Below are 23,690 nucleotides of genomic sequence, written 5' to 3' on the forward strand. Positions count from 1 at the left end.
CGCGATCACAGATAAAGGTGCAGCGCGGAGGGGATATGGATCAGGCACAGATTGAGGTTCGGGTTCTGACATCGGTCTCGCAGATTTCCGCGAGCGACTGGGACAGTTGCGCCTGCCCTGAGGTTGCCGATGGCGGGCGACCGCTTGATCCGTTCACGACACATCGGTTTTTGCATGCCCTGGAAGAAAGCGGCTCGGTCGGGCGTGGTACTGGCTGGCAGCCGCAATACCTGACAGCCTATCTGGACGGGATGCTGATTGCGGCAGCCCCGATGTTTGCCAAGTCGCACTCCCAGGGTGAATACATCTTCGACCATAGCTGGGCTCATGCCTATGAAAGCGCGGGCGGGAGATATTATCCCAAGCTGCAGATCGCGGTGCCCTTCACACCCGCGACTGGCAGGCGTTTTTTGGTGCGACCCGGCTACGATGCTGTCGGGATCTCGGCGCTGGTGCAAGGAGCGGTGCAACTGGCCGCCGAGAATCGAATTTCATCGCTGCACGCTACTTTCTGCACCGAGGCCGAAGCGCTGGCAGGTGAGCAGATGGGCCTGATGGTCCGCCACTCGCAGCAGTTTCACTGGCTCAATGATGATTACGCCGATTTTGACGAGTTTCTGGCTGCGCTGTCCTCGCGCAAACGCAAGAATATCAAGAAGGAACGCACGCAGGCCTGTGATTTCGGTGGGCAGATTCGAACAATCACTGGTGATGATCTGCGACCCGAGCATTGGGACGCGTTCTGGCGGTTCTATCAGGATACCGGCGCGCGAAAATGGGGTTCGCCCTACCTGACGCGACAATTCTTTGATATCGCTCAGGAAACAATGACGGATGACATCGCCTTGGTGCTGGCCGAACGCAATGGATACCCCGTCGCCGGTGCGTTAAATTTTGTCGGGCGGGAAACGCTGTATGGCCGGTATTGGGGCTGTGTCGAACATCACCCCTGCCTGCATTTCGAACTGTGCTATTATAGGGCGATCGACTTTGCCATTGCGGAAGGTCTGGCGCGGGTTGAGGCCGGTGCGCAGGGCGAGCACAAGCTGGCGCGCGGCTATCTGCCAACCCGCACGCATAGCTTGCATTGGGTTGGCGATCCGGGTTTTGCTGATGCGGTTCAGAAATATCTGGACGCCGAGTCCCACGCGGTGGGAGAAGAGATCGAGTTTCTGACGGATTATGGCCCGTTCAGGAAATCGAACCCGGAGGAACAGCAATGACCGAACTTCTGTCAACCGAGACCCGCGGCCCGCTGCTGGACCCGCTGTTCAGAAATGGCTGGACCATGGTCGAAGACCGCGATGCGATCACCAAGACCTTCATCTTCGATAGTTTTGTCGCCGCCTTTGGCTGGATGACGCAGGTGGCGATCTGGGCCGAGAAATGGAACCACCACCCCGAATGGTCGAATGTCTACCGCACGGTCGAGGTGGTCCTGTCGACCCATGATGTTGGCGGTCTGTCTGCACAAGACGCCAAGCTGGCGCGTAAGATGGACAGCCTGCTAACGGTCTCCGCGTGAACCCGTCCCACCGGCCAGCAATGTTGCCGTTCCCAGCTGCTTGAATTCTGCCGGGGTGATCGTGCCGTCGCTGACATTGATATTGCCCGGAATTCTGATCGTACGGGTGCCGACGGACCGCACGCTGCGGGCCGACGGATTGATGTCGAGACACCGATTTTCATAACAGGTCAGACCGCTGGTATTGATCTGAATCTGCACCTGACCATCAGGGCCGCTGATCACCGGGGATTGCTGTACGTCACATGCGGCCAAAACCACCAGGCTACCGAGGCAGATCCATTTATTCATGACACGCTCCTGCCAACCAAGTTGGCGTTTAATCTAAGAGACCGTTGCCATCCTTATCCGCAGCGTCAAAATCGTTCTGCATCTGGCTGACATACTCTGCCTTTGAGATAAGACTGTCGCCATCCCGGTCAACGGCTTCGAACTGTTTGATATCCAAGAACGGTTTTGCTTCGCTCAGGCCCAGAGTGCCGTTCTTGTCTTCGTCCATTGCCTGAAATGCATAGTCCGAGAAGGCGTTGAATTCGTCCTTGGACAGGAAGCCGTCATTGTTGGTGTCGATGTTATTCAACTCGGCCTCGTGCAGTTCTGCGACAGTCTCGGCGTTTGCAGCAGCAGCCATCAGGAATGCGGTGGTGATAATCAATACTCGTTTCATCTCAAATCTCCTCAGCACGCGTAACGTTCGCCAGACACGCCACCCGCAGCGGCGCCCGCCGCCGTCAGGATGGTCTTGCCTGAACCACCGCCAAATTGATTGCCGATCACTCCACCGATCAGGGCGCCGCCTATGGTACCACTCAGGCAGGCGATCTCGTGCTGTCGCGCAGCCTGTTGTTGGGGTGTGGGTGCAGGTCCGCACGCCGCCAGGGCCCCGGCGGTGCCAAGAAACAATGTAAGAAATTTCAGTCGCATCAATGAACTCCCTAGTTGTATGGGCCAAGTATTGGCGCATCGGGGCGTTGCATCAAGTTAAATGCGTTTCACGTGGCCCCGGTCAAACCGGGGCCGACAGGGATCAGATACTATCAAGCAGGCCTTCACCAGCCGAGACCTCACAGACACCGGGGTTTTCTTCCAGATTCATCGCCACAACCTTGCCGTCTTCAACCAGCATTGCATAGCGTTTGGAGCGTGCAATCAGGCCTACGGGCGGGGCGTCGAAATCCATGCCGATGGCCTTGGTAAACTCGGACGCTGCATCGGCCAGCATGGTCAGCCCGGCCGCTGTTGCACCGGTGCTTTCTCCCCAGGCGCCCATCACGAAAGGGTCGTTGACCGAGATACAGATGATTTCTTCTACACCCTTGGCATCGAACTGGTCCTTGGTCCGCATGAAGCTTGGTACATGAGCGGTTGTGCAGGTTCCGGTGAACGCACCGGGTACAGCGAAGATCACAACCTTGCGCCCTTTGGTCTTGTCTGAAATCCGAACCTCCTCGGGGCCTTCGGCACCCATCTGGATCAGCGTGGCCTCGGGCAGCATGTCACCTGTTGCAATCATTTTTACGCTCCTGTCATTTGGATTTGCAGAGTCGGGCTTTGCCGCAATATAGGTGGTCGAAACAAAGTAACCACGTGAATTCTGCAGGGTGAGCGAAACATGAGCCATATTGTCGTGATCGGGGCAGGGCAGGCCGGTGCTTCTTTGGTAGCACGGCTGCGCAAGGACGGGTTCGAAGGTGACATCACCCTGATCGGAGCCGAGCCGCATTTGCCCTACCAACGCCCGCCCTTGTCCAAGGCCTATCTGCTGGGCGAGATGGAGCTGGAGCGCCTGTTCCTGCGGCCCGAGAGCTTCTATGCCGAAAACAACATCACCCTACGGTTGGGTCAACGTGTGACGGCGATTGATCCAAAGGCCAAGACGGTGATCCTCGGCGATGAGGTGATCACCTATGATGAACTGGCGCTGACCACTGGTTCCGACCCACGCCGCCTGCCCGCAGCGATCGGGGGCGATCTTGAGGGTGTCCATGTGGTGCGAGATCTCGCCCATATCGACGAGATGGAACCTCGGGTATCGGATGGCGCCCGCGCACTGATCGTTGGTGGCGGCTATATCGGGCTTGAAGCCGCCGCCGTTTGTGCCAAGCGCGGGGTCAGGGTGACCTTGGTCGAGATGGCCGACCGCATCCTTCAGCGTGTCGCGGCCAAAGAGACAAGCGACTACTTTCGCACGCTGCACACCGAATACGGGGCCGACATTCGTGAGGGCGTCGGGTTGGATCGTCTGGTTGGTGAAAGTGGCAAGGTGACGGGCGCCGTCCTGACCGATGGCACCCAACTTGAGGTGGATTTTGTTGTCGTCGGCGTCGGCATCGCGCCGTCGACTCAACTGGCTGAAATGGCCGGGTTAGAGCTGGATAACGGCATCAAGACCGACGCCCATGGCCGCACCTCAGATCCGTCGATATGGGCGGCGGGCGATTGCGCGTCGTTCCCGCATGGCGAAGGCCGTATCCGCCTGGAAAGCGTGCCAAACGCGATCGATCAGGCCGAAATCGTGGCCCAGAACATGCTGGGCGCAGCTAAGGATTACACCGCAACACCTTGGTTCTGGTCCGATCAGTATGACGTCAAGCTGCAGATCGCCGGGCTGAATACCGGCTATGACCGTGTGGTGACTCGCAAGGGTGAGGGCGCGACGGTGTCCTTCTGGTACTACAAGGGAGATCAGCTGATCGCGGTCGACGCGATGAATGACCCGCGCGCCTATATGGTTGGCAAACGCCTGATTGATGCGGGCAAGACCGCTGATCCGGCTGTTGTTGCCGACCCAGAAGCGGACCTGAAACCGCTGCTCAAAGCGTGAGGATCATCGCCGGAGACTTCCGGGGCCGGGCTCTGACTTCGGTTGGCAAAGGCGATGCCGGTGCGCATCTTCGCCCGACCACTGACCGGGTAAGGGAAAGCCTGTTCAACGTTTTAAATCATCAGATCGACTTCGACGGCTTGCAGGTTCTCGACCTGTTTGCGGGCACCGGTGCATTGGGACTTGAAGCGCTGTCTCGCGGCGCGTCCCACGTCACGTTTGTCGATGATGGGAGGGTCGCGCAGGGTCTGATCCGCAAGAATATCGCCCTGACCGGAAGCGCCAGCCAGACCACTTTGATCCGGCGGGATGCGACCCGTTTGGGCGAAAACCCGGGCACTGTTTGTGATCTGGTTTTTCTGGATCCGCCTTACGGAAAAGCTCTGGGTCAAAGGGCACTGGCCGCGGCTACCCAAGGTGGTTGGTTGTCTGATGACGCTCTGATCGTCTGGGAAGAAAGCACCCCCATGCTCGCGCCCGAGGGCTTCACGCTGCACGACGCGCGGAAATATGGCGACACGCATATCTCGCTGATGTGGCGCACAGGGGGCTGAGATGCACGATCTGGTTATCTTTGATTGCGACGGCGTTCTGGTCGATAGCGAGGTTTTGTCCAATCAGGTCATGGTCGACAATCTCGCTGGCCATGGTCTGCACTTGTCCTTAGCCGAATGCATGTCCCTGTTTGTCGGCGGCACCATGACCGGTGTGCGCGACAAGGCGCGCGAGCTGGGGGCTGATCTGCCGGATGACTGGACTGATCAAATCTATGCGGAAATCTACGAGACGCTGAAAGCAGGCACGCCTCTGGTCGCGGGTATCCGTGAATTGCTGACGCAACTGGATGCAAGCGACATTCCCTATTGTGTCGCCTCAAATGGGCGGCCTGAGAAAATGAAGATTACTTTGGGCCAGAATGGTCTTTGGGAGCGTTTTCAAGATGTGATGTTTTCGGCGCAGGTGCTTGGAACGGGCAAGCCCGACCCGACCCTGTTCCTGACCGCTGCCCAGCATTTCGGCGCAACGGTGCCGGTTGTGATCGAAGACAGCGAAAACGGTGTCACCGCAGCAATGCGCGCCAATATGCGCTGCCTGGGCTATGCGGCCCATGATGATGGTGCGCGATTGGAAGAACTAGGGGCCGAAGTGTTCTCCGACATGTTACATGCGCCCAAGCTTTTGGGACTTTGAGCCATAAACGTGTTATGCTTGGTCCATGGACCGCGCTATCACACCTCCGCTCTGGGCTTTTTCGAAAGACGCCGACACCACAACTGGGCCTCCGCCCAAACCGATGCGCGCGCCGGTGTTCATTCACGACGCGGTCATCCCGTGGCGGGATGAAACCTTGCTACTGAAGCTACTACGCGATCAGGCGACCGATCAGGACGAATAGGTCGGGTGATATTTGCCGCCCGGTGACAAGGTGAAAATCTCAACCCCATCTGCGGTCACACCGACCGAATGCTCGAACTGCGCCGACAGCGATTTGTCGCGGGTCACGGCAGTCCAGTCATCGGACAGTGTCTTGGTTTCAGGACGCCCCAGATTGACCATCGGCTCGATGGTAAAGAACATGCCCTCTTCCAACACAGCTCCGGTACCCGGACGACCATAGTGCAGGACATTTGGTGGCGCGTGGAACACCCTGCCCAGACCGTGGCCGCAGAAATCGCGTACAACGCTCATCCGATGCGCCTCGACATAGGCCTGAATGGCGTGGCCGATATCGCCGAAGGTATTGCCCGGCTTGACCATCTCGATACCCTTGAACAGCGCGTCGTGGGTCACCTGAATCAGCCGTTCGGCCTTGCGCGGCAATTTACCCGCCACATACATGCGCGACGTATCACCGAACCAGCCATCAACGATGACGGTCACGTCGATATTCAGAATGTCGCCATCCTTCAGCTTTTTGTCACCCGGAATGCCGTGACAGACCACGTGGTTCACGCTGATGCAGCTGGCGTGCTGATAACCCTTGTAACCAATGGTTGCCGATTCCGCGCCTGCATCCTCGACCATCTGAGTGATCAGCCCGTCAATCGCACCGGTGGTCTGGCCGACAAAAACATGTTCAGCAATGTCATCCAATATCCGCGCAGCCAGCGCCCCTGCCGCATGCATGCCGGCAAAGTCACTCTGTTCATAGATGCGGATACCGTCTTTGGTCAGACGGCCACGATGTTCTTTCATCGGTGCGGGACTCCAAATATTTCACGCAGCACTTCTTTTACGCTGCTTGTGCAGAAAGTACCAGAGGGCTCGGTTTTCAACTAGTAAATAGGGTCTATCAAAGAAGTTTCTAGCCCGCGCCCCATTGCCGAGCGGGCTCAACCCAGACGCCTTCGGGCGTGATCCGAGTTCCAACGACAAAGCGTTCAACCCCTATCGCTGCCTCAAACGCCGCCGCATAGGCTGGGTCAATATCATCGGCCAGTGCAAACCGATCGCAATCGGTCCTTTGCACCAGATAAAGCATGATCGCCCGATGGCCCTGTACGGCCATCTTTGCCAGTTCGCCCAAATGTTTGGTGCCGCGTGCGGTGACGCTGTCGGGAAACTCGGCGAGGCCCGCTTGGCGTGAGAGGGTGACGCTTTTGACCTCGACATAAGCATCGGGTAGGCCCGGCCCGGTCAGTAGGAAATCGATACGGCTGTTTTCACCGTATTTGACCTCGGGGCGCACGGTTTCATAGGCGGCCAGCTCGGGGATTTCACGCGCCTCGAGCGCCAACCGAAGCGCCTTGTTGGGGACTGATGTGTCGACCCCTGTGAAATGCCCGTTCTCATGATCGACCAGCCGCCAGCCGTATTTCAGCTTTTTCTTCGGATCGTCGTTGGGCTCCAGCCAGATTTTCTCACCCGGTTCTGCCAGCCCCATCATTGAGCCCGGATTGGCGCAATGGGCTGTCACCTCGCGCCCGTCTTCCAGCCTGCAGTCTGCCAGAAAGCGTTTGTAGCGGCGGATCAGTCGAGCGGGGACAAGGGGGGTTTCAAATCGCATGGCCAAGGGCCTATACCTGCCCTAACGGTCGATCAAGAGGGAGGGCGCGTCATGGCCAATCCAACCGCTGCAATGTTGGTGATCGGGGATGAGATCCTCTCGGGCCGCACCCGCGATGCCAATATGCATTATCTGGCTGGAGAGCTGACCAAACACGGCATTGACCTGAAAGAGGTGCGCATTGTCAGCGATGATGCACCCGCGATTAAGGCAGCCGTAAGGGCGCTATCAGAGGCCCATGACCATGTGTTTACCAGTGGTGGTATTGGTCCGACCCATGACGACATCACCGCTGACTGCATCGCCCGTGCCTTTGGCGTGCATATCGATGTTCGCGACGACGCGCGTGCATTGCTTGAGGCGCATTACGAGAAATCCGGGCTGGAGCTGAACGACGCTCGCCTGCGCATGGCGCGTATTCCGGAAGGGGCTGAATTGATCGACAACCCGGTCTCGACCGCGCCCGGCTTTACCATCAACAACGTCCATGTCATGGCCGGGGTGCCTTTGGTTTTTCAGGCCATGGTTGCAAGTGTTCTGCCTTCGCTCATCGGAGGTAGCCCGCTTTTGTCGCAGACGCTGCGTGTGGATCGGGGTGAAGGCGATATTGCAGCAACTTTGGCCGCACTGGCCAAAGACTTCGGCGATCTTTCGATCGGCTGTTATCCGTTTCAGACGAATGGTGTCTTCGGAGCCAACGTCGTCGTGCGCGGCACCGAGGGTGGACGGATCGATGCCGCCATGACCCGCCTTGCGAAAGAGATCGAGCTTTGAATCCCGATTGGGCCGCCGTTGTCGATGGCACATGGCCTGCCGCCGGCTATCAAACGCAAGGCCCATTTCGACTGCGGCAAGGACAGGGCGGAGGATCACGCGTCTCTGCCGCCAATCGCACCGGGGACGTCACCAGCGCCGATATCGATGCGGCCGAAAGCGCCATGCAGGCGATGGGTCAAAAACGCATCTTCTGCCTGCGGCCCGGAGATGAGGCGCTGGATGCAATGCTTGCGCAACGCGGCTACGACATCCTTGATCCGGTCAATATTTATTCCTGCCCGGCGCAGCAGTTGACCGATATCCCGATCCCGCGCGTGACTGTTTTCAACATCTGGGAACCGCTGGCCATCATGCGTGAGATCTGGGCGCAGGGCGGTATCGGCCCCGAACGGATTGCGATCATGTACCGGGCACCGGGTCCAAAGACCGGCCTTTTGTTGCGCCACAGCGATCAGCCCGCAGGAACCGGCTTCGTGGCGATCCATGACGGTATCGCGATGGTTCACGCGCTGGAAATCCTGCCGGATCACCGCCGCAAGGGGTTGGGCCAGTGGGCCATGCGCGCCGCGGCCTTTTGGGCGCTGGACAATGGCGCCGAGACGCTTAGCGTGATCTGTACCAAGGCGAACGCGGGGGCCAATGGCCTCTACCACTCGCTTGGGATGAAGATCGTCGGAGAATACCACTATCGCCAGCGCGTCTGAGGAGGACGAATTGACCAAACAGGACATGCCCACTGCCCTGGATCTGCCAATGGTGGACCCACTACCGTCAGAGACGCAGAAATACTTTGATATCTGTGTTGAGAAACTGGGAATGGTGCCGAATGTCCTGCGCGCCTATGCCTTCGATATCGACAAGCTGAATGCCTTCACTTCGATGTATAATGATCTGATGCTGGCCGATAGCGGGCTGACCAAGCTGGAACGCGAGATGATTGCGGTCGTGGTGTCCTCGATCAACAAATGCTTCTACTGCCTCGTGGCTCATGGCGCTGCGGTGCGGCAGCTTTCGGGCGATCCGCAGCTGGGTGAGATGCTGGTCATGAACTACCGCGTCGCCAAATTGGACGCGCGCCAACGTGCAATGCTGGATTTCGCATCCAAGATGACCACCGCCAGCACCACAATCGAAGAGCCCGATCGCCAGCTTTTACGCGATGTCGGGTTTTCGGATCGCGATATCTGGGACATTGCCAATGTCACCGGTTTCTTCAATATGACCAACCGCGTGGCCAGTGCCACTGCCATGGTCCCGAACCCAGAGTATCACGCGCAGTTCCGATGATCCGTTTCCTGTTCCTTAGCCTCCTTTTGGCCGTGCCTGTGCAGGCGCAGGAACTGACGTTGCCCGCCAGCGCCCGGCAGATTTCGGATCGCACCAGTGCATTGGACAGCTACGACCTGCCAACCGGCGTGTTTGCCGACGGCGCGGTTCCATCCCGCACTGTCGAAGGGCGTGTCGAGCGGCTAACATGGCGTCTGCAGGCCGGCTCCAGCACGACGCTGCAAATTCTTGCACCGCTTCGGGATCAGCTTCAGGCGCAAGGTTTCGAGATCGCGTTTGAATGCGAGGCACGCAATTGTGGCGGGTTCGATTTCCGCTTTGGCACCGAAGTGGTGCCGACGCCTGACATGTATGTGGCGATCCACGATTACCGTTTTCTATCCGCCTCCCGCGGTGACGAAGTGCTGAGCCTGCTGGTCAGCCGCAACCCGCCGGATGGCTATGTGCAGATGATCCGGGTGACCCCGCAAGGTACGCAGCCTGCGCAGCCACTTGTGATCGAGGAAACCGTTGAGGGCCCTGCCGGGTTGCTAAACGATCTCAGCAGTACCGGGCATGTCATCCTTGATGACCTGCACTTTCGCACCGGCGAAGTCGCGCTGGGCGAAGGGCCGTTTGCCTCGCTGGCGCTGCTTGCGGGCTATTTGGCCGACAATCCTTCGACCCGTTTGGCGCTGGTAGGACACACGGATGATACGGGCGCATTGCAGGCCAATATTGCGGTCAGCACCAAACGGGCGGAAGCCGTGCGTGCGCGGCTGATCGAAGCGCACGGTGTTGCCGCCGACCGGATCGAGGCGCAGGGCGTAGGCTATCTTGCGCCCATTACTTCTAACGCTACGCCCGAGGGCCGCGATCTCAATCGCCGGGTCGAGGCGGTGTTGCTGGTCAACTAGCAGGCGCGAGCACCGCGGACGCCCTGTGTCCCTCTTGCCCTGATGGCGCGGCCTGATGCACACTTGCAGCTAATCGGTGCGTCTGTCTTGCCATCAGGCCTGTTGGCAGGCAGTCCCACCAGTCACCATGCTTTGGGAGGAATGCGTCATGGCATCCAAAACCGAAGATACCACTCCGCCGGATAACACGGTCCCACAGCAATCCATACCCGAGGTCAACAGGCTGACGGCCGAGGATATTACGGCATCGCTGAAGGCCGGGTTTTCCGACTTCCTCGCACACCCGGTCATGAGCGGCTTTTTCGGCCTGTTCTACGCAGTTTTCGGCATCCTGTTCGTTTGGTGCCTGGTCGGGCTTGGCAAGATCTGGATGATCATTCCTGCCGCCGTAGGCTTTCCGCTGGTTGCCCCATTTGCGGCCGCCGGGCTTTATGAAATGTCCCGTAGGATGCAGAAAGGGGAAAGCTTCGGTTGGTCCGAAATCCTCAGCGTCATGGCCCATCAACGCAAGCGCGAGATGGGTTGGATGGCCTTTGTCACCCTGTTCATTTTCTGGGTATGGACCTACCAAATCCGCCTTTGGCTGGCGATCATCCTGCAAAAGGCGTCCTTCTCGGATTTCGAAGGGTTCATGAACACCATCTTCTTCACACCGCAAGGCTGGACCTTTCTGGCGGTCGGCACCTGTATCGGCGCTTTTTTGTCGGCGGTCCTGTTCTCGGTGACTGTGGTGGCCATGCCCATGCTTCTGGATCGGGAAACCAACTTTGTTTCCGCCATGCTCACGTCCATTCGCGTGGTCGCTGAAAGCCCGGTGGTAATGCTCAGTTGGGCGGCGATCATCTCGGTCACCATGCTGTTGTCGCTGGTTCCGGCGTTTCTGGGGTTGATCTTCACGCTGCCAATCCTGGGCCACACCACGTGGCACCTGTATCAGCGGGCCGTATCACCAGAGACTAACTGATGCATCGCTAGACAAAAAAAGACCCGTGCTATTCAGCACGGGCCGTTTAGGTGCCACAGGGAGAATTCTACCAATCCATCGGACCCTTTTCGGCAAAGGACTCGACAAGAAAATCAATGAAAGCCCGCACCTTGGGCTGGGTGAACCGGCCCGGCGGGTAGACCGCATAGACGCCCTGAACCTCATCCGGCAGCGATGGCATGGCGTCTACCACCTCGCCCGATTTCAGTGCTTCGGCATATAGATAGCTGGGCAGATGCGCGATCCCAAGCCCCGAGATCGCGGCGTTCAGCAGCGACTGCCCATCATTTACGCTCAGCCAGCCAGCAGTGCGGACCTGACGCTTCTCGCCCGAAGGCGCCGTCAGCTTCCACACGCTGCCCGAGGATTGGCTGGAGTAATGCAGCAGTTTGTGTTCGTTCAGATCGTCGATCTTCTGCGGGCGTCCGAACTGCTCGATATATCTCGGCGACGCGACCATGCGTTTCACTGTTTCGGTCAGCTTACGGGCGCGCAGCGTGCTGTCTTCCAGCTCGCCAATGCGCACGGCCACGTCAAAGCCTTCGGAAATCAGCTCAACATAGCGGTTGTTCAGAACCATGTTCACGGTGATGTCCGGATAGGCCGATAGGAAGTCCGACAGGACCGGCGACAGGTGATTGACGCCAAAATCTGTTGCCACAGAGATCCGCAGCAGACCAGAAGGCGCAGATTGCATCGAAGTCACCAGCGCATCCGCTTCGCCTGCGTCGTTCAGCACGCGACGGGCGCGATCATAATAGGCCAACCCGATCTCGGTTGGCGAAACCCGGCGCGTTGTCCGGTTCAAAAGCCTTGCCCCCAACCGCGCCTCAAGGCTCGAGACGTGTTTAGACACGGCTGATTTGGAGATGCCCATTTTCTTGGCCGCGTCGGTGAAACCACCCTGGTCCACCACGTTGGAAAAGGCCTCCATTTCAGTTAGTCGATCCATTCTCGTTCCCCAGGTCTTCCGTTCGTTGTCTCTTTATCGCGATCAATCTGGGCAAGAACTGGGCAGACATGGGATAATATCAGGGTTTTGAATCGGATCGTTTGCAACTAGGAAACGCCCGGGCCTATATGCCGCGGACCATGCCTTTCGATACAAAACCCCGTTTTCTGGACTTTTTTCCAATCGTGCTATGATGAGAATGGCATTTTTGTGACCACGGAGGAGACTATGAAAGCCCTATTTGCTGTCATTACCCTGTGTCTGACCGCCAGCCTCGTGTGGGCCGGAGGGGAAACACCATCGAATCCAGATGCGAAGGTCTATTTCGTCAACCTGTCTGACGGTGACACCGTGCAATCACCTGTGACCGTAGTCTTTGGCCTCAGCGGTATGGGCGTTGCCCCTGCAGGAACCGACAAGGAAAATACAGGGCACCATCACCTCCTGATTGATCGCCCACCACTTGGGCAGGGAGAAGACGGTGCGGACGAACTGTCATACGGTCTGCCCGCAGACGACAATCACATACATTTCGGTGGCGGTCAGACCGAGGTGACTTTGGAACTTGCTCCGGGTGAGCATACTTTGCAGCTGGTGCTTGGGGATGCAGGCCACGTCCCTCATGCGACGCCCATTGTGTCCGAGGTGATTACGATCACGGTGGAGTAACAATTCACCTTCGCCGCAAAACACGATTATGCGGCGGCAGGCATCAGGAAAATATCGCGGGCAAGCTGCGTGTTGAGACGGTCCGCAGAATACCATTGGTTGAGTACTGACATGGCCATCAGGTCGGAATTTTCCTGTGCGAAACTCTTAAAGTCAGTAGCTTGCGTGTTGGCCAGCCGCTCTGCGATCACGCTCATGAATGCGTAGGTGATTGTCAGATTGAACTTGTCCGGTGCGCCTGCGTTCGCTGCTAACGCGCGAATTCCCTTGGCGTAGATCGCTGCGGCATCGATAAAGTCATACTTGCGTAGCAGGTCATAAGCGACTTGCACATGTTTGGCGTGTCCGAACGTTGCGTTGTCGATTGCGTGTGCTTCAAATGCGATGGTGACGTCGGCGTATCGCGATGCGCTCATTCTTCATCCTCCTTGAAACGGTGGCTGTCTTCAGCTGTCCAATCGAAGTCGTAGACACTTTTGAGCTGTTTGATCTTCTTCAGCGTCTCTTCAGAGAAGGCTGGCTTGTTCTCAAAGCTGTGCAGCGCGATGCCCTCAATCAGGTCGCCAAGGGTCATGTCCAGCGATTCTGCCAGCCCTTTGAGAACTTTCAGAAGCCGCTTCTCGATTCGAATTCCTGTTTGGGTGCGTTCTATTTTCTGACTCATGTTGTACATATGTATATTGATAACAACTGAGTCAAGGAAAACGAAAAAAGCCGCCTCTTCCGGGGCGGCTTTCTCCAGCGCACTGGCATTACAACGTCAGAACGCTGCCGCCAGACGTGTGCCCTGATTGATCGCACGTTTGGCGTCCAGCTCAGCTGCCACATCTGCGCCACCAATCACATGCGGGGTCATTCCACGTTCGATCAGCTCATCCGCCAGCGACCGGTCCGAGACCTGCCCGGCACATAGGACGATCGACTCGGCTGCGATGACGGTTGGATCATCGCGGGTTTCGCCAAAGCTGACATGCAGGCCGTCCTCGTCGATGCGCTCATAATTCACACCACCAACGAAACTGACGTCCTTCATCTTTAATGTCGCGCGGTGGATCCAGCCCGTTGTCTTTCCCAGCCCCTTGCCGTGACGCTGTGCCTTGCGCTGCAGCAGCGTGACCTGCCGTGCTGGTGCTTCGGGCTGCGGGCCCTCGGGGGCCAGGCCCGAGCGGTGTTCTGCGGGGTCGGTCACGCCCCATTCCTTCATCCACAATGGAAGGTCCGTGGTTGGGCTGTGACCGTCTTCCAGCAGGAATTCGGAGACATCGAACCCGATGCCTCCGGCCCCGATCACGGCGACGGTGCTGCCGACCTCGGCCTTGTCGCGCAGCACGTCGATGTAGCTGAGCACATTGTCCCGATCCTGGCCGGGAATCTGTGGATCACGAGGAGTGACACCGGTGGCGATGACCACCTCATCATAACCGATCAGATCATCTGCGCTGACTTCGCGGTTCAGTTCGACCGTCACGCCTAGGTCGTCCATCATGGTGCGATACCAGTCGACCAGTCCCCAGAACTCTTCTTTCCCTGGCACCTGTTTGGCCATGTTCAACTGCCCGCCTATCTCGGCGGCGCGATCAAACAGGGTTACATCATGGCCGCGCTGGGCAGCTGTCATCGCGGTGGACAAACCTGCAGGGCCAGCGCCGACAACGGCCACTGTCTTGCGTGTCTCGGTCTTGCCGATCACCAATTCGGTCTCATGACAGGCGCGCGGATTGACCAGGCATGAGGTCAGCTTGCCGCTGAAAGTGTGGTCCAGACAGGCCTGATTGCATGCGATACACGGCGCGATCTTCGCGGCCTCATCCGCAATCGCCTTGTTCACGAAATCCGCGTCGGCCAGCATGGGCCGCGCCAGAGACACCATATCGGCGCAACCGGTCGATAGAACTTCTTCGGCAACCTCAGGCGTGTTGATCCGGTTCGAGGTGATCACCGGGATGCCGACCTTACCCATCAGCTTCTTGGTAACCCACGCAAACGCTGCACGGGGAACGCTGGTAGCAATCGTCGGAATCCGCGCCTCATGCCAACCGATACCGGTGTTGATGATCGTTGCCCCGGCCTGCTCAATCCGCTGCGCAAGTTCAACGACTTCGTCATGGGTCGACCCATTGGGCACAAGATCAATCATCGAAAGGCGATAGATGATGATGAAATCGCTCCCCACGGCTTCCCGCGTGCGGCGCACCACCTCGATAGGCAGACGCATCCTGTTCTCGTATGACCCACCCCAGCGATCCTCGCGCTTGTTGGTGTGGGTCACGAGGAACTGGTTCAGGAAATACCCCTCGGAGCCCATGATCTCGACCCCGTCATAGCCCGCCTTCTGGGCCAGAACAGCCGCGTTGACGATGTCGCTGATTTGCTTCTCGATACCCTCTTCGTCCAACTCATGCGGCGGAAACGGAGAAATTGGGGATTTCACCGGGCTGGGGGCCACGCATTTCGGACCATAGGCATAGCGCCCCGCATGCAGAATCTGCATCGCGATCTTGCCGCCTGCCTCATGCACACGTTTGGTCACAATGGAATGGTTCGCCACCTCTTCATCATTGGTCATCATCGAGGCCCCGGGCAGCACCGAGCCCTCAAGGTTCGGGCCAATCCCACCCGTCACCATCAAAGCAACACCACCGCGCGCGCGATCCGCGTAGAACTCGGCGACACGGATCCAGTCGCCGGTCTCTTCCAGACCGGTATGCATCGAGCCCATCAGCACGCGGTTCTTCAACGTGGTAAAACCCAGATCCAGCGGGGCCAACATGTTTGGGTACGCAGTCATGGCAAACTCTCCCTCCCGACTTTGACCGTCAGATTGACCTTCGCGTCACCTTTGTCACGCGAAACCTAACGTCATTCCCTTTGCCTTTACTGCGGCGCTTGCTAGAGACGCAGCAAAGCTTAATCAAGAGGCCGCGCATGACCCCTGATGAAATCGCCAAACTGCCCTATCGCCCCTGCGTGGGACTGATGTTGATGAATGCCGAGGGTCTGATCTTTGTCGGTCAGCGCAATGATCGCCACAAGGACGCCTGGCAGATGCCTCAGGGCGGCGTGGACAAGGGCGAAGACCCTTGCGATGCGGCCCTGCGCGAGCTTTGGGAAGAAACTGGAGTGACCGCTGATCTTGTGGAAATCATCGCCGAGACCGACGGCTGGCTGCCCTATGACCTACCGCATGACATTGTGCCGAAAATCTGGAAGGGCCGGTATCGCGGGCAGGAGCAGAAATGGTACCTGATGCGGTTTCTGGGCCGGGATGATCAGATCGACATCGCCACCGAGCACCCCGAGTTCACCCATTGGAAATGGCAGACCACGACGCGGCTGGTCGATGAGATCGTGCCGTTCAAAAAGGACGTCTACCAGCAGGTGCTTTCTGCGTTTCAGCCGCATCTCGGGTAGTTCGGGTTAGGAACCAAGCGCCGTAATCACCGCTTTGGCCAGCGGCAGCGGGGAATAACCGGTATCGGACGGTGTAAGCCCCAATCGCACGATCACCAAATCACGCGAAGGGAATATCCCGACCGATTGCCCATCATGTCCGGCCATCCAGACTGCATCTTCGAACGGGGGTTCTCCACCCGGCACGTCGCGCCACAAGTGACCTTTGGCATATGCCCCGCCCGAGACAGCAACCGGTTCGAACATCCAGTCAGTGAACCTTTCGGGCAGAATTTGCTGCCCTTCCCATGTGCCGCCCTGCAGCAGGAATTGCCCATATCGTGCCCAATCCCGCGCTGTGGCGTACATATAGCTTGAGCCGACAAAGGTGTCAGAAACATCAGTTTCAAGTATGGCCGAGGTCATGCCCAGTGGCAGCAGGAGTGCGCGCTGCGGATAGGACAAGCTGTCATCTTTGATCTGATCCTGCCAGACCCGCGCCAAGACGGTGGATGTGCCCGACGAATAGTTGAATTCAGTATTTGGCTCAGCCTCGGCCTCAAGCGAAGTGACAAACCCCGCCATGTCGTCGCTCAGATATAACATCCGAGTCACGTCCGAGACGTCACCATAGCCTTCGTTCCATCGCAGGCCGCTGGACATGGTCAACATATCCTCGACGGTAATGTGTTGCCGGTTGTCCTCTGCCCAATCGGGAAATGAGTCGACCAGTGTATCCGTCAACTTCATCTGACCGGATTTTATCAGCGTTCCAATCAATCCAGAGGTTATGGTTTTGGTCATTGACCAGCCCAGAAGAGGGGTATTTTCGTCGAATCCATCCGCATAAGCCTCACCAATGATCCGGCCATCATGCACCACAACTACGGCGCGGAAGCCCTCTCCCAGAATGGTCGGGTCCGACAGAACCATTGCCAATTTGGAGTTCTGCGTTGGGGCCACTGTGGTGCCTTCCGGCCAAAGTGCATCAGACAGCGCGGGCAGAGTGTTTAGCTGGGCGTTGACCGGTTGGGCCTCATGCGTATTCGCACATCCCAGCCCCTCGCGATATTGGCTGGTCGCAGGGGCGAAGATCCCGAGTAGCTTTGCGGATACTGATTGCGCCTCGGGGTCTACCGAGACCGAGACGTGTTTCAGCAACGGATGCCCGGGCGCCTGCACATCAACCGCCAGTACCTCCTGCGCATCCCGCCTGGCGATGAACACGTTAGAACAGACGATCTTGGCAGAATAGTTGGTCCCGACTCGCAACAGGTCGGGCGGAGAGATCAGCAGGTACCCAACGCCTGCCACAAGCCCCAACGCCAATGTTCCTGCGGTGATCCTGAGTGCTCTGCCCAACATGAATTGGCTCCCCCCTTACATCCAAAATAAGGGTAGCCATTCCGAAATGTGACGCACCAGCGTTACGTTGCGTTTCGCGGGATCAGAGCAATCCCTCAGCCCGCAGCAATTCCTGCATATTCGCCTCGGGCCGGGGGCCGATATGGCTGATGACTTCGCGTGCGCAGACGTTGCCAATTTTTGCGCAGGTCTCGTAATCGCGGCCCGTCGCCATGCCGAACAGGAATCCGGCGGCGAATTGATCGCCCGCGCCGGTCGCGTCCACCGGTACGACCTTTTCAACCGGTACATCGATGCGCGCGTTGCCGTTCAGAACAGTCACCCCGTCGCCCGACCGGGTGCAAACGACCAGAGGGCAAATCTCGGCCGTTTTCGCCAGCGCCTCCTCAAGATCGTCGGTTTCGAACAGCGATTTGATCTCGGCCTCGTTGCCGATTACAAAATCCAGCTCATTCTCGATCAGCAGCAGGAAATCGACCCGGTGCCGTTCTACACAGAACGGGTCAGAAATGGCGATGCCCGCCTTGCCGCCACCCTTATGGCAGTTGCGCGCGGCTTCAAGGAACGCGGCTTTGCCCTTTTCCTTGTCGAACAGATAGCCCTCGAGGAACATGATCTGGCTGTTGCCCGCGACGTCTTCCGAGACATCCCGAGAAGACAGCTCGGACGAAATACCCAGATAGGTGTTCATCGACCGCTCGCCATCTGGTGAGACAAAGATCATTGAACGCGAGGTCGGCAGCTCGCCCCCCGGCACCGGCGGGTTCACGAAATCCACCCCATCCTCGTTCATCGCATCCGCATAGAACCGCCCCAGCGCATCATCATGCACCCGCCCGATAAACGCCGAATCCAGACCCAGTGCACCCGCACCCGCAATGGTATTGGCAACCGAGCCGCCCGGCGTCTGCACCCGGCCTTCCATCGAGGCGTACAGTACCTCGCCGCGTTCCTGTTCGATCAGCTGCATGATGCCCTTTTCGATGCCCATCAGCTCAAGGAAACTGTCATCGGCTTGGGAAATCACGTCCACAACGGCGTTTCCGATGCCGGTCAGTTGGTAGGTTTTCATAGAGTCTTGTCCTCAAATTCGCAGAGATCGCGGATGATACAGGTAGGGCACTGCGGTTTGCGTGCCTTGCAGTGATAGCGGCCATGCAGGATCAGCCAGTGATGCGCATGCAGCTGAAAGTCGGTCGGTATGTTGTCTTCGATGGCGCGTTCGACGGCGTCCACATTCTTGCCCGGGCAGATGCCGGTGCGGTTGCCGACGCGAAAGATATGCGTGTCCACGGCCTGCGCCGGATATCGCCACCACATGTTTAGGACAACATTGGCTGTCTTGCGCCCCACACCCGGTAGCGATTGAAGCGCCGCGCGGGAGTTGGGCACCTCACCGCCATAGTCTTCGACCAGAATGCGACTCAGCTTGATTACGTTCTTGGCCTTCTGGCGGAACAGGCCGATGGTCTTGATATGTTCGATCAGACCTTCTTCGCCCAGATCCAGCATCTTCTGTGGCGTGTCGGCGATCTTGAATAGCGCGCGCGTAGCCTTGTTGACGCCGGCATCGGTCGCCTGCGCTGACAGTGCGACGGCAACGACCAGAGTATAGACGTTTACATGCTCCAACTCGCCCTTGGGTTCAGGGTCGGCGTCGTGAAAACGCGTAAAGATCTCGCGGATCTTGTGGTATCCGATTTGTTTGGCCATCCGAGCCTTAATGCCCTGCCAGACAAGCGGTCGCAATTGAAAAGGTGCGTTTTGATTTTGCCTAGGCGCGGGTCTTGGTCGATTTATCCCTATGCCTCACTTCTGCAGTCGGAAATCCACCCCCGCCGTTGCAAGTTGATCCCTGATCCCCTGCCACCGGTTCGGATCAGCCGCCAGAACGGCTGCCGAATTGATCTGAACCCGGTATCCTCGATTGAGCGCGCCCTGCGCGGTCTTATTCACGCAATGACACCCGTCCAACCCTGTCAGAACCAGCGTTCCGATCCGTTTGTCTCGCAGGAACTGTTCAAAACCCGGCGAAGAAAAGGCGTCACCTACGGATTTTACAAACTCGGCATCGGGATTCAGCGCAAGACGCGGATCCAACCCAACTCCGTCGGAACCTGCGTTGCCGCGCCCCTGATTGAACCACCCGTTCAGCAAGTTCGCCAGCCGTCCCTTGAATTCATGACGGATGGCAATCACGGACCAGTCAGACTGGCGGGCGCTGTCCGTCGTTGACCGGATCGTCGACAAGGCACCTTCAATTTGTGCGTCATCCCAGGTGGGTATCGAGGTAAAATCTGTTTGCATATCGATCACCAGCAGCGCCGTTTCAGGCCGCGATGCCAGGTCTATTTTGGCTCCGGTTGTCGGAGTGCCAATCTTTCGGATTTGCAAGAGGATGTACAACACGGCGATCATGATGCTTGCCGCCATTATCCAAAAGACGGTCATGTCAGGCCTCCTTGGCGAGTTCTGCGAAATAGCGGGTCAGGGCCAGCTGAACCTTGTGGTAGGCGGCAAGCTCTGACGCAGAAAAATCCTGTGCAAAGCGTGTCAGCTTGGCCATCTCATCCGCTCTGATTGCCGTGATCGTCTCTTCGCCCGCAGGGCTCAGCCGGTAGCAGTAGGTGCCTGCACGTTTGGGATTGGGCTGGCTTTCGATCAGCTGTGCACCCATCAACTCTTTTAAGATGCGCGAGACATATTGTCGTTTCAGCTGCAGCTCGGCGCATAGCACCGGGGCTGTCGCGCCGGGAGATAGCGACAGACCTTCCAAAAGGGCACGTTGCCCGACGGTCACGCCTTTGCGCTGGCTGCCCTGCTCAACTGCTGCCGTGATGTTCCGCAGCAAAGGCCGGGTGGCCTGAACTGCCTGATAAAGCTGATCCAACCTGTGTCCCATACCTGAATGGTAGGAGAAATCGATTTGATTCGTCAACTCAGTTGACAAGATAAAGCGCAGGTTCCGGGTCGCAAGATCGACAGGGGCAAGTTACTGTTCCTGTAACTGATGAGGTGACCGATGAACGTCCAGACAGCAGAAAGCGGATATCATTATAACGTCATGCGGCGCGCGATCGATTTGATCGATCAAGGCGGAGAGAGTCTCAGTCTTGATGAGTTGGCTCGCCAGATGGATATGAGCCCTGCCCATTTTCAGCGTCTGTTCTCACGCTGGACCGGGGTCTCACCGAAGCGATACCAGCAATACCTGACTCTCGGCCATGCCAAAGCTCTGTTGCACGAGCGTTTCACCACGCTGGAAACCGCTCATAATGTGGGGCTGTCCGGCAGTGGGCGGCTTCATGATCTGTTCCTGAAATGGGAATCCATGAGCCCGGGTGAATACGCCCGCAAAGGCGCAGGTCTCACGATCTACTGGGGCTGGTTCGAGTGCCCCTTTGGCCCTGCGCTGGTCATGGGAACTGACAAGGGAATCTGTGGAATCGCCTTTGGAGCCGAGACAGGCGAGGAGGCGGCGATGGAAGACATGATCTCTCGTTGGCCCAATGCTGATTTTGTCGAGGACCCGATGCGCCTGCGGCCTTGGGTGCTCAGCGCCTTCGGTGCGGCCAGCGACCGGTTGGAGCCGACCCCACTCTACCTGATCGGCTCACCACTGCAGATCAAGGTATGGGAAGCGCTGATGCACATCCCTTCGGGGCAGGTCACCACCTATTCCGAGATCGCGCAGCGGGTCGGCTCACCCCAAGCGGTGCGCGCCGTGGGCACCGCAGTTGGGCGCAACCCGGTCAGTTGGCTGATTCCCTGCCACCGTGCCTTACGCAAATCGGGCGGCCTGGGTGGCTACCACTGGGGACTGCCCGTCAAGCGCGCCATGCTGGCCTATGAGGCGGCGCAGGCCGACGCCTGATTGACATTCTGGCGCGTCGTTGCCATATGCACGGCAGGTTCGGGTCCCCTGCCGTTCGCGGCCTTAGGCTTTGGTGAAACCCGATTGAATCACATCTGTTGCCCTTTCCTGGCGCGCGGATGGCAATGCGAACCCCGTCCAGATTTCGCGCCCGTTTCAGGAAACGAGGCACACCATGACACATACTCAGAACATCGCTCCGGTTGCGGAGCTGAAAGAGCAGGCAAAACGCCTGCGCAAACGCCTGCTGGACGCCGGAGTGAAGCTATCACATAGCGAGGCGCTGGAACTGTTGGCGCATCAACTCGGTGCGCGGGATTGGAACACGTTGCACGCGATGGCAGGAAATCGAGTGCAGCTGCGCGTTGGTGACCGGGTTGAGGGCCGATATCTGGGTCAGCCCTTCACCGCCGAAATCCGCGGTCTGACCATGATTGGGGATGGCGGACATCGCCGGGTGACCCTTCAGTTCGACGTGCCCGTAGATGTGGTCCGGTTCGACAGTTTTTCGTCCCTTCGCCAGCGGGTGACAGGTGAGATTGGCTGGGATGGTCGATCCACCCGTCACACGTCGGACGGAGAGCCGCAGCTTATCGTCCGACCTGCGTAAGAAACAAAGCGAGGCACCCTAAGGTGCCTCACATTTTGATATTTCCAGACAGGGTTATTCGGCGGCCCAACCGCCAACGGCTTTGACCTCAAGGAAGTCCTCCAAGCCCCAAACCCCGCCTTCGCGGCCATTGCCGGACTGTTTCATCCCACCAAACGGGGACCCAGCGCTGCGCGACTGGCCGTTCATCTCAACCATGCCCGACCGCAAGACGCGAGCCATTCGGTTGGCGCGTGCACCGTCTTGGGTCTGAACATAATTGGTCAGCCCGTAAGGTGTGTCATTGGCAATCTCGATGGCTTCTTCTTCGGTGTCGAAGGGGATCATGGTCAGAACCGGGCCAAAAATCTCCTCGCGCGCGATGGTCATCTGGTTGTTGGCATCTGCAAAGACCGTAGGACGCACATAGTAGCCCTTGTTCAGTCCCTCAGGGCGACCGGTACCGCCTGCCACCAGACGCGCGCCCTCATCAATTCCTTTCTGGATCAGGTCCTGAATTTTGGTCCACTGCACTTCGTTTACCACCGGCCCGATATGTCGGCCTTCTTCGGCGGCACTGCCGACGGTGACATTTTTTGCCACCTCGGCGGCTGTCTCAACCGCCTGATCATAGATCGGACGCTGCACCAGCATCCGGCTGGGCGCGTTACAGCTTTGACCGGTGTTGTTCATCATGTGCAGGACGCCGCGTTTTACCGCCTTTTCGTCGGCATCGGCGAAGACCACATTGGCCCCTTTGCCGCCCAGTTCCAGATGCACTTTCTTCAGTGTATCCGCCGCATTCTTGGAAATCGCCGTGCCCGCGCGGGTCGAACCGGTGAAGCTGACCATATCAACATCTGCGTGCCCCGAGAGCTGAGAGCCCACGCCCACGCCATCGCCATTCACCAGGTTGAAAACACCAGCCGGGAAGCCAGCCTCATCCATCATCTCAGCAAAGATCATCGCGTTCAGCGGGCTTTGCTCGGACGGTTTCAGAACCATCGTGCAGCCCGCAATCGCGGCGGCCCCGACTTTGAGCGTGACCTGATTCATCGGCCAATTCCATGGGGTGATCAGGGCTGCCACACCCACCGCTTCATAGATGATCCGGTCATTCGGCGCATGATCGCCCAACGGACGTTCGAATTGGAACGCCTTGGCGGCACGGATGAAGTTTTTCAGGTGATAGATCCCCGCGCCCGATTGCTGGCTGCGCGCCATTTCGATCGGTGCACCCATCTCCATCGACATCGCCTGGGCCAGATCCTCTGAGCGGGTGGCGTAAATATCGACCAGTTTCTCTACCAAAGCGATGCGCTCGTCCACCGGGGTTGCCATCCAACCAGGCAGAGCAGCTTTGGCCGCGGCGACCGCTGCGTTAGTGTCAGCCTCTGACCCCAATGAGATCACCGCGCATGGTTCTTCGGTCGACGGGTCGATCACTTCGAAATCATTCGGCTCTGATGGGGCGACCCATTTGCCGTTGATATAGAAATCGCGTTTTTCGATCATGGCTCATCCTCCGGATCAGGAATCAATCGACCGAA

Annotated in this window: 31 protein-coding genes; 15 read left to right on the forward strand and 16 right to left on the reverse strand. The window is 58.2% G+C overall.

What is annotated here, in order from left to right:
• Positions 1-35: 35 nt before the first annotated feature.
• A complete protein-coding gene (locus tag ACR0BT_RS06130; RefSeq protein ID WP_480762723.1) occupies positions 36-1,223 on the forward strand; it encodes a GNAT family N-acetyltransferase in 1,188 nt (395 codons plus the stop codon).
• Complete coding sequence (locus ACR0BT_RS06135; RefSeq protein WP_170466627.1) at positions 1,220-1,525, forward strand: 4a-hydroxytetrahydrobiopterin dehydratase; 306 nt, start codon at positions 1,220-1,222, stop codon at positions 1,523-1,525. The genes ACR0BT_RS06130 and ACR0BT_RS06135 overlap by 4 nt, the downstream gene beginning before the upstream one ends.
• On the opposite strand, the gene ACR0BT_RS06140 is transcribed toward ACR0BT_RS06135, so the two are convergent.
• The 4 genes from ACR0BT_RS06140 to ACR0BT_RS06155 all read right to left on the reverse strand — a co-directional run bounded on the left by ACR0BT_RS06140 (position 1,508) and on the right by ACR0BT_RS06155 (position 3,038).
• A complete protein-coding gene (locus ACR0BT_RS06140; RefSeq protein ID WP_170466624.1) occupies positions 1,508-1,816 on the reverse strand; it encodes a hypothetical protein in 309 nt (102 codons plus the stop codon). The genes ACR0BT_RS06135 and ACR0BT_RS06140 overlap by 18 nt on opposite strands.
• A gap of 28 nt (positions 1,817-1,844) precedes the next feature.
• Positions 1,845-2,192: an EF-hand domain-containing protein gene (locus ACR0BT_RS06145; protein WP_170394805.1), complete on the reverse strand. Its 348-nt coding sequence runs from the start codon at positions 2,190-2,192 to the stop codon at positions 1,845-1,847.
• A gap of 11 nt (positions 2,193-2,203) precedes the next feature.
• A complete protein-coding gene (locus ACR0BT_RS06150) occupies positions 2,204-2,449 on the reverse strand; it encodes a glycine zipper 2TM domain-containing protein (protein WP_170466621.1) in 246 nt (81 codons plus the stop codon).
• A 103-nt stretch (positions 2,450-2,552) separates the two neighbouring features.
• Complete coding sequence (locus tag ACR0BT_RS06155) at positions 2,553-3,038, reverse strand: peroxiredoxin family protein (RefSeq protein ID WP_170408529.1); 486 nt, start codon at positions 3,036-3,038, stop codon at positions 2,553-2,555.
• Between the two features lie 99 nt (positions 3,039-3,137).
• Between ACR0BT_RS06155 and ACR0BT_RS06160 the strand changes: the two genes are divergently transcribed.
• Genes ACR0BT_RS06160 through ACR0BT_RS06175 form a run of 4 tightly spaced genes read left to right on the forward strand, consistent with a single transcriptional unit; the run spans position 3,138 to position 5,745 of the window.
• Positions 3,138-4,349 carry an FAD-dependent oxidoreductase gene (locus ACR0BT_RS06160; protein ID WP_170394796.1) on the forward strand — a complete coding sequence of 404 codons (1,212 nt, stop codon included), beginning with the start codon at positions 3,138-3,140 and terminating at the stop codon, positions 4,347-4,349.
• Positions 4,346-4,903 carry a 16S rRNA (guanine(966)-N(2))-methyltransferase RsmD gene (gene rsmD, locus ACR0BT_RS06165; RefSeq protein ID WP_170394794.1) on the forward strand — a complete coding sequence of 186 codons (558 nt, stop codon included), beginning with the start codon at positions 4,346-4,348 and terminating at the stop codon, positions 4,901-4,903. The genes ACR0BT_RS06160 and rsmD overlap by 4 nt, the downstream gene beginning before the upstream one ends.
• Before the next feature lies 1 nt (position 4,904).
• A complete protein-coding gene (locus ACR0BT_RS06170) occupies positions 4,905-5,540 on the forward strand; it encodes an HAD family hydrolase (protein ID WP_170394791.1) in 636 nt (211 codons plus the stop codon).
• 25 nt (positions 5,541-5,565) lie between these two features.
• A complete protein-coding gene (locus ACR0BT_RS06175) occupies positions 5,566-5,745 on the forward strand; it encodes a hypothetical protein (protein WP_170394788.1) in 180 nt (59 codons plus the stop codon).
• On the opposite strand, the gene map is transcribed toward ACR0BT_RS06175, so the two are convergent.
• Positions 5,733-6,545 carry a type I methionyl aminopeptidase gene (gene map / locus ACR0BT_RS06180; RefSeq protein ID WP_170394785.1) on the reverse strand — a complete coding sequence of 271 codons (813 nt, stop codon included), beginning with the start codon at positions 6,543-6,545 and terminating at the stop codon, positions 5,733-5,735. The two genes, ACR0BT_RS06175 and map, sit on opposite strands and share 13 nt — an antisense overlap.
• A gap of 109 nt (positions 6,546-6,654) precedes the next feature.
• On the reverse strand, positions 6,655-7,356 hold the full coding sequence (sfsA, locus tag ACR0BT_RS06185) for a DNA/RNA nuclease SfsA (protein ID WP_170426107.1): 702 nt from the start codon (positions 7,354-7,356) through the stop codon (positions 6,655-6,657).
• A gap of 51 nt (positions 7,357-7,407) precedes the next feature.
• Here sfsA and ACR0BT_RS06190 point away from each other — a divergent pair, with 51 nt between their 5' ends.
• From ACR0BT_RS06190 to ACR0BT_RS06210, 5 genes are all read left to right on the forward strand, one after another.
• Complete coding sequence (locus ACR0BT_RS06190) at positions 7,408-8,130, forward strand: competence/damage-inducible protein A (protein WP_480762724.1); 723 nt, start codon at positions 7,408-7,410, stop codon at positions 8,128-8,130.
• The gene (locus ACR0BT_RS06195; protein WP_480762725.1) at positions 8,127-8,837 is read left to right on the forward strand and encodes a GNAT family N-acetyltransferase; all 711 of its coding nucleotides are present in this window, start codon (positions 8,127-8,129) and stop codon (positions 8,835-8,837) included. Before ACR0BT_RS06190 ends, ACR0BT_RS06195 begins: the two co-directional genes overlap by 4 nt.
• A 25-nt stretch (positions 8,838-8,862) precedes the next feature.
• Positions 8,863-9,420: a peroxidase-related enzyme gene (locus tag ACR0BT_RS06200; protein ID WP_480762726.1), complete on the forward strand. Its 558-nt coding sequence runs from the start codon at positions 8,863-8,865 to the stop codon at positions 9,418-9,420.
• Positions 9,417-10,316, forward strand: coding sequence for an OmpA family protein (locus ACR0BT_RS06205; RefSeq protein WP_170514039.1), 900 nt, complete (start codon positions 9,417-9,419; stop codon positions 10,314-10,316). Before ACR0BT_RS06200 ends, ACR0BT_RS06205 begins: the two co-directional genes overlap by 4 nt.
• A gap of 148 nt (positions 10,317-10,464) precedes the next feature.
• Positions 10,465-11,280 (forward strand): DUF2189 domain-containing protein, encoded by an 816-nt coding sequence (locus ACR0BT_RS06210; RefSeq protein WP_480762727.1) that lies wholly within the window; start codon positions 10,465-10,467, stop codon positions 11,278-11,280.
• 67 nt (positions 11,281-11,347) lie between these two features.
• Here ACR0BT_RS06210 and ACR0BT_RS06215 read toward each other — a convergent pair whose 3' ends face one another.
• On the reverse strand, positions 11,348-12,253 hold the full coding sequence (locus ACR0BT_RS06215; RefSeq protein WP_170394766.1) for a LysR family transcriptional regulator: 906 nt from the start codon (positions 12,251-12,253) through the stop codon (positions 11,348-11,350).
• 228 nt (positions 12,254-12,481) lie between these two features.
• Here ACR0BT_RS06215 and ACR0BT_RS06220 point away from each other — a divergent pair, with 228 nt between their 5' ends.
• Complete coding sequence (locus ACR0BT_RS06220; RefSeq protein WP_480762728.1) at positions 12,482-12,922, forward strand: DUF4399 domain-containing protein; 441 nt, start codon at positions 12,482-12,484, stop codon at positions 12,920-12,922.
• A 26-nt stretch (positions 12,923-12,948) separates the two neighbouring features.
• Here ACR0BT_RS06220 and ACR0BT_RS06225 read toward each other — a convergent pair whose 3' ends face one another.
• The 3 genes from ACR0BT_RS06225 to ACR0BT_RS06235 all read right to left on the reverse strand — a co-directional run bounded on the left by ACR0BT_RS06225 (position 12,949) and on the right by ACR0BT_RS06235 (position 15,710).
• Positions 12,949-13,338: a hypothetical protein gene (locus ACR0BT_RS06225; RefSeq protein ID WP_480762729.1), complete on the reverse strand. Its 390-nt coding sequence runs from the start codon at positions 13,336-13,338 to the stop codon at positions 12,949-12,951.
• Positions 13,335-13,586: a hypothetical protein gene (locus tag ACR0BT_RS06230; protein ID WP_170394756.1), complete on the reverse strand. Its 252-nt coding sequence runs from the start codon at positions 13,584-13,586 to the stop codon at positions 13,335-13,337. Before ACR0BT_RS06230 ends, ACR0BT_RS06225 begins: the two co-directional genes overlap by 4 nt.
• A 96-nt stretch (positions 13,587-13,682) precedes the next feature.
• Positions 13,683-15,710 carry an FAD-dependent oxidoreductase gene (locus ACR0BT_RS06235; protein ID WP_480762730.1) on the reverse strand — a complete coding sequence of 676 codons (2,028 nt, stop codon included), beginning with the start codon at positions 15,708-15,710 and terminating at the stop codon, positions 13,683-13,685.
• A 137-nt stretch (positions 15,711-15,847) separates the two neighbouring features.
• On the opposite strand from ACR0BT_RS06235, the gene ACR0BT_RS06240 reads away from it, so the two are divergent.
• A complete protein-coding gene (locus ACR0BT_RS06240) occupies positions 15,848-16,333 on the forward strand; it encodes an RNA pyrophosphohydrolase (protein WP_170394750.1) in 486 nt (161 codons plus the stop codon).
• 6 nt (positions 16,334-16,339) lie between these two features.
• Here the strand turns inward: ACR0BT_RS06240 and ACR0BT_RS06245 are convergent, their stop codons facing one another.
• The 5 genes from ACR0BT_RS06245 to ACR0BT_RS06265 all read right to left on the reverse strand — a co-directional run bounded on the left by ACR0BT_RS06245 (position 16,340) and on the right by ACR0BT_RS06265 (position 20,579).
• On the reverse strand, positions 16,340-17,677 hold the full coding sequence (locus tag ACR0BT_RS06245; protein ID WP_480762731.1) for a serine hydrolase domain-containing protein: 1,338 nt from the start codon (positions 17,675-17,677) through the stop codon (positions 16,340-16,342).
• 82 nt (positions 17,678-17,759) lie between these two features.
• Positions 17,760-18,749 carry an adenosine kinase gene (locus ACR0BT_RS06250; protein ID WP_170466608.1) on the reverse strand — a complete coding sequence of 330 codons (990 nt, stop codon included), beginning with the start codon at positions 18,747-18,749 and terminating at the stop codon, positions 17,760-17,762.
• Positions 18,746-19,390: an endonuclease III gene (gene nth / locus ACR0BT_RS06255; RefSeq protein ID WP_170466604.1), complete on the reverse strand. Its 645-nt coding sequence runs from the start codon at positions 19,388-19,390 to the stop codon at positions 18,746-18,748. Before nth ends, ACR0BT_RS06250 begins: the two co-directional genes overlap by 4 nt.
• A gap of 96 nt (positions 19,391-19,486) precedes the next feature.
• A complete protein-coding gene (locus ACR0BT_RS06260; protein ID WP_480762732.1) occupies positions 19,487-20,128 on the reverse strand; it encodes a cysteine hydrolase family protein in 642 nt (213 codons plus the stop codon).
• Between the two features lies 1 nt (position 20,129).
• The gene (locus ACR0BT_RS06265; RefSeq protein ID WP_170636552.1) at positions 20,130-20,579 is read right to left on the reverse strand and encodes a MarR family winged helix-turn-helix transcriptional regulator; all 450 of its coding nucleotides are present in this window, start codon (positions 20,577-20,579) and stop codon (positions 20,130-20,132) included.
• Positions 20,580-20,699: 120 nt separating this feature from the next.
• Between ACR0BT_RS06265 and ACR0BT_RS06270 the strand changes: the two genes are divergently transcribed.
• On the forward strand, positions 20,700-21,551 hold the full coding sequence (locus tag ACR0BT_RS06270) for a bifunctional helix-turn-helix domain-containing protein/methylated-DNA--[protein]-cysteine S-methyltransferase (protein ID WP_170636551.1): 852 nt from the start codon (positions 20,700-20,702) through the stop codon (positions 21,549-21,551).
• Between the two features lie 175 nt (positions 21,552-21,726).
• Positions 21,727-22,161 carry a glyoxalase superfamily protein gene (locus ACR0BT_RS06275; protein ID WP_170394728.1) on the forward strand — a complete coding sequence of 145 codons (435 nt, stop codon included), beginning with the start codon at positions 21,727-21,729 and terminating at the stop codon, positions 22,159-22,161.
• 54 nt (positions 22,162-22,215) lie between these two features.
• On the opposite strand, the gene ACR0BT_RS06280 is transcribed toward ACR0BT_RS06275, so the two are convergent.
• Entirely contained in the window at positions 22,216-23,655 is a 1,440-nt protein-coding gene (locus tag ACR0BT_RS06280; RefSeq protein ID WP_480762733.1) for an aldehyde dehydrogenase family protein, read from the reverse strand.
• Positions 23,656-23,690 lie beyond the last annotated feature (35 nt).

The sequence above is a fragment of the Ruegeria sp. CJ6 genome (assembly GCF_056536665.1).

Coding starts and splice junctions, on each gene's coding strand:
- ACR0BT_RS06130 (WP_480762723.1), top strand. CDS start 36: ATGGATCAGGCACAGATTGAGGTTCGGGTTCTGACATCGGTCTCGCAG.
- ACR0BT_RS06135 (WP_170466627.1), top strand. CDS start 1,220: ATGACCGAACTTCTGTCAACCGAGACCCGCGGCCCGCTGCTGGACCCG.
- ACR0BT_RS06140 (WP_170466624.1), bottom strand. CDS start 1,816: ATGAATAAATGGATCTGCCTCGGTAGCCTGGTGGTTTTGGCCGCATGT.
- ACR0BT_RS06145 (WP_170394805.1), bottom strand. CDS start 2,192: ATGAAACGAGTATTGATTATCACCACCGCATTCCTGATGGCTGCTGCT.
- ACR0BT_RS06150 (WP_170466621.1), bottom strand. CDS start 2,449: ATGCGACTGAAATTTCTTACATTGTTTCTTGGCACCGCCGGGGCCCTG.
- ACR0BT_RS06155 (WP_170408529.1), bottom strand. CDS start 3,038: ATGATTGCAACAGGTGACATGCTGCCCGAGGCCACGCTGATCCAGATG.
- ACR0BT_RS06160 (WP_170394796.1), top strand. CDS start 3,138: ATGAGCCATATTGTCGTGATCGGGGCAGGGCAGGCCGGTGCTTCTTTG.
- ACR0BT_RS06170 (WP_170394791.1), top strand. CDS start 4,905: ATGCACGATCTGGTTATCTTTGATTGCGACGGCGTTCTGGTCGATAGC.
- ACR0BT_RS06175 (WP_170394788.1), top strand. CDS start 5,566: ATGGACCGCGCTATCACACCTCCGCTCTGGGCTTTTTCGAAAGACGCC.
- map (WP_170394785.1), bottom strand. CDS start 6,545: ATGAAAGAACATCGTGGCCGTCTGACCAAAGACGGTATCCGCATCTAT.
- sfsA (WP_170426107.1), bottom strand. CDS start 7,356: ATGCGATTTGAAACCCCCCTTGTCCCCGCTCGACTGATCCGCCGCTAC.
- ACR0BT_RS06190 (WP_480762724.1), top strand. CDS start 7,408: ATGGCCAATCCAACCGCTGCAATGTTGGTGATCGGGGATGAGATCCTC.
- ACR0BT_RS06200 (WP_480762726.1), top strand. CDS start 8,863: ATGCCCACTGCCCTGGATCTGCCAATGGTGGACCCACTACCGTCAGAG.
- ACR0BT_RS06205 (WP_170514039.1), top strand. CDS start 9,417: ATGATCCGTTTCCTGTTCCTTAGCCTCCTTTTGGCCGTGCCTGTGCAG.
- ACR0BT_RS06210 (WP_480762727.1), top strand. CDS start 10,465: ATGGCATCCAAAACCGAAGATACCACTCCGCCGGATAACACGGTCCCA.
- ACR0BT_RS06215 (WP_170394766.1), bottom strand. CDS start 12,253: ATGGATCGACTAACTGAAATGGAGGCCTTTTCCAACGTGGTGGACCAG.
- ACR0BT_RS06220 (WP_480762728.1), top strand. CDS start 12,482: ATGAAAGCCCTATTTGCTGTCATTACCCTGTGTCTGACCGCCAGCCTC.
- ACR0BT_RS06225 (WP_480762729.1), bottom strand. CDS start 13,338: ATGAGCGCATCGCGATACGCCGACGTCACCATCGCATTTGAAGCACAC.
- ACR0BT_RS06230 (WP_170394756.1), bottom strand. CDS start 13,586: ATGAGTCAGAAAATAGAACGCACCCAAACAGGAATTCGAATCGAGAAG.
- ACR0BT_RS06235 (WP_480762730.1), bottom strand. CDS start 15,710: ATGACTGCGTACCCAAACATGTTGGCCCCGCTGGATCTGGGTTTTACC.
- ACR0BT_RS06240 (WP_170394750.1), top strand. CDS start 15,848: ATGACCCCTGATGAAATCGCCAAACTGCCCTATCGCCCCTGCGTGGGA.
- ACR0BT_RS06245 (WP_480762731.1), bottom strand. CDS start 17,677: ATGTTGGGCAGAGCACTCAGGATCACCGCAGGAACATTGGCGTTGGGG.
- ACR0BT_RS06250 (WP_170466608.1), bottom strand. CDS start 18,749: ATGAAAACCTACCAACTGACCGGCATCGGAAACGCCGTTGTGGACGTG.
- nth (WP_170466604.1), bottom strand. CDS start 19,390: ATGGCCAAACAAATCGGATACCACAAGATCCGCGAGATCTTTACGCGT.
- ACR0BT_RS06260 (WP_480762732.1), bottom strand. CDS start 20,128: ATGACCGTCTTTTGGATAATGGCGGCAAGCATCATGATCGCCGTGTTG.
- ACR0BT_RS06265 (WP_170636552.1), bottom strand. CDS start 20,579: ATGGGACACAGGTTGGATCAGCTTTATCAGGCAGTTCAGGCCACCCGG.
- ACR0BT_RS06270 (WP_170636551.1), top strand. CDS start 20,700: ATGAACGTCCAGACAGCAGAAAGCGGATATCATTATAACGTCATGCGG.
- ACR0BT_RS06275 (WP_170394728.1), top strand. CDS start 21,727: ATGACACATACTCAGAACATCGCTCCGGTTGCGGAGCTGAAAGAGCAG.
- ACR0BT_RS06280 (WP_480762733.1), bottom strand. CDS start 23,655: ATGATCGAAAAACGCGATTTCTATATCAACGGCAAATGGGTCGCCCCA.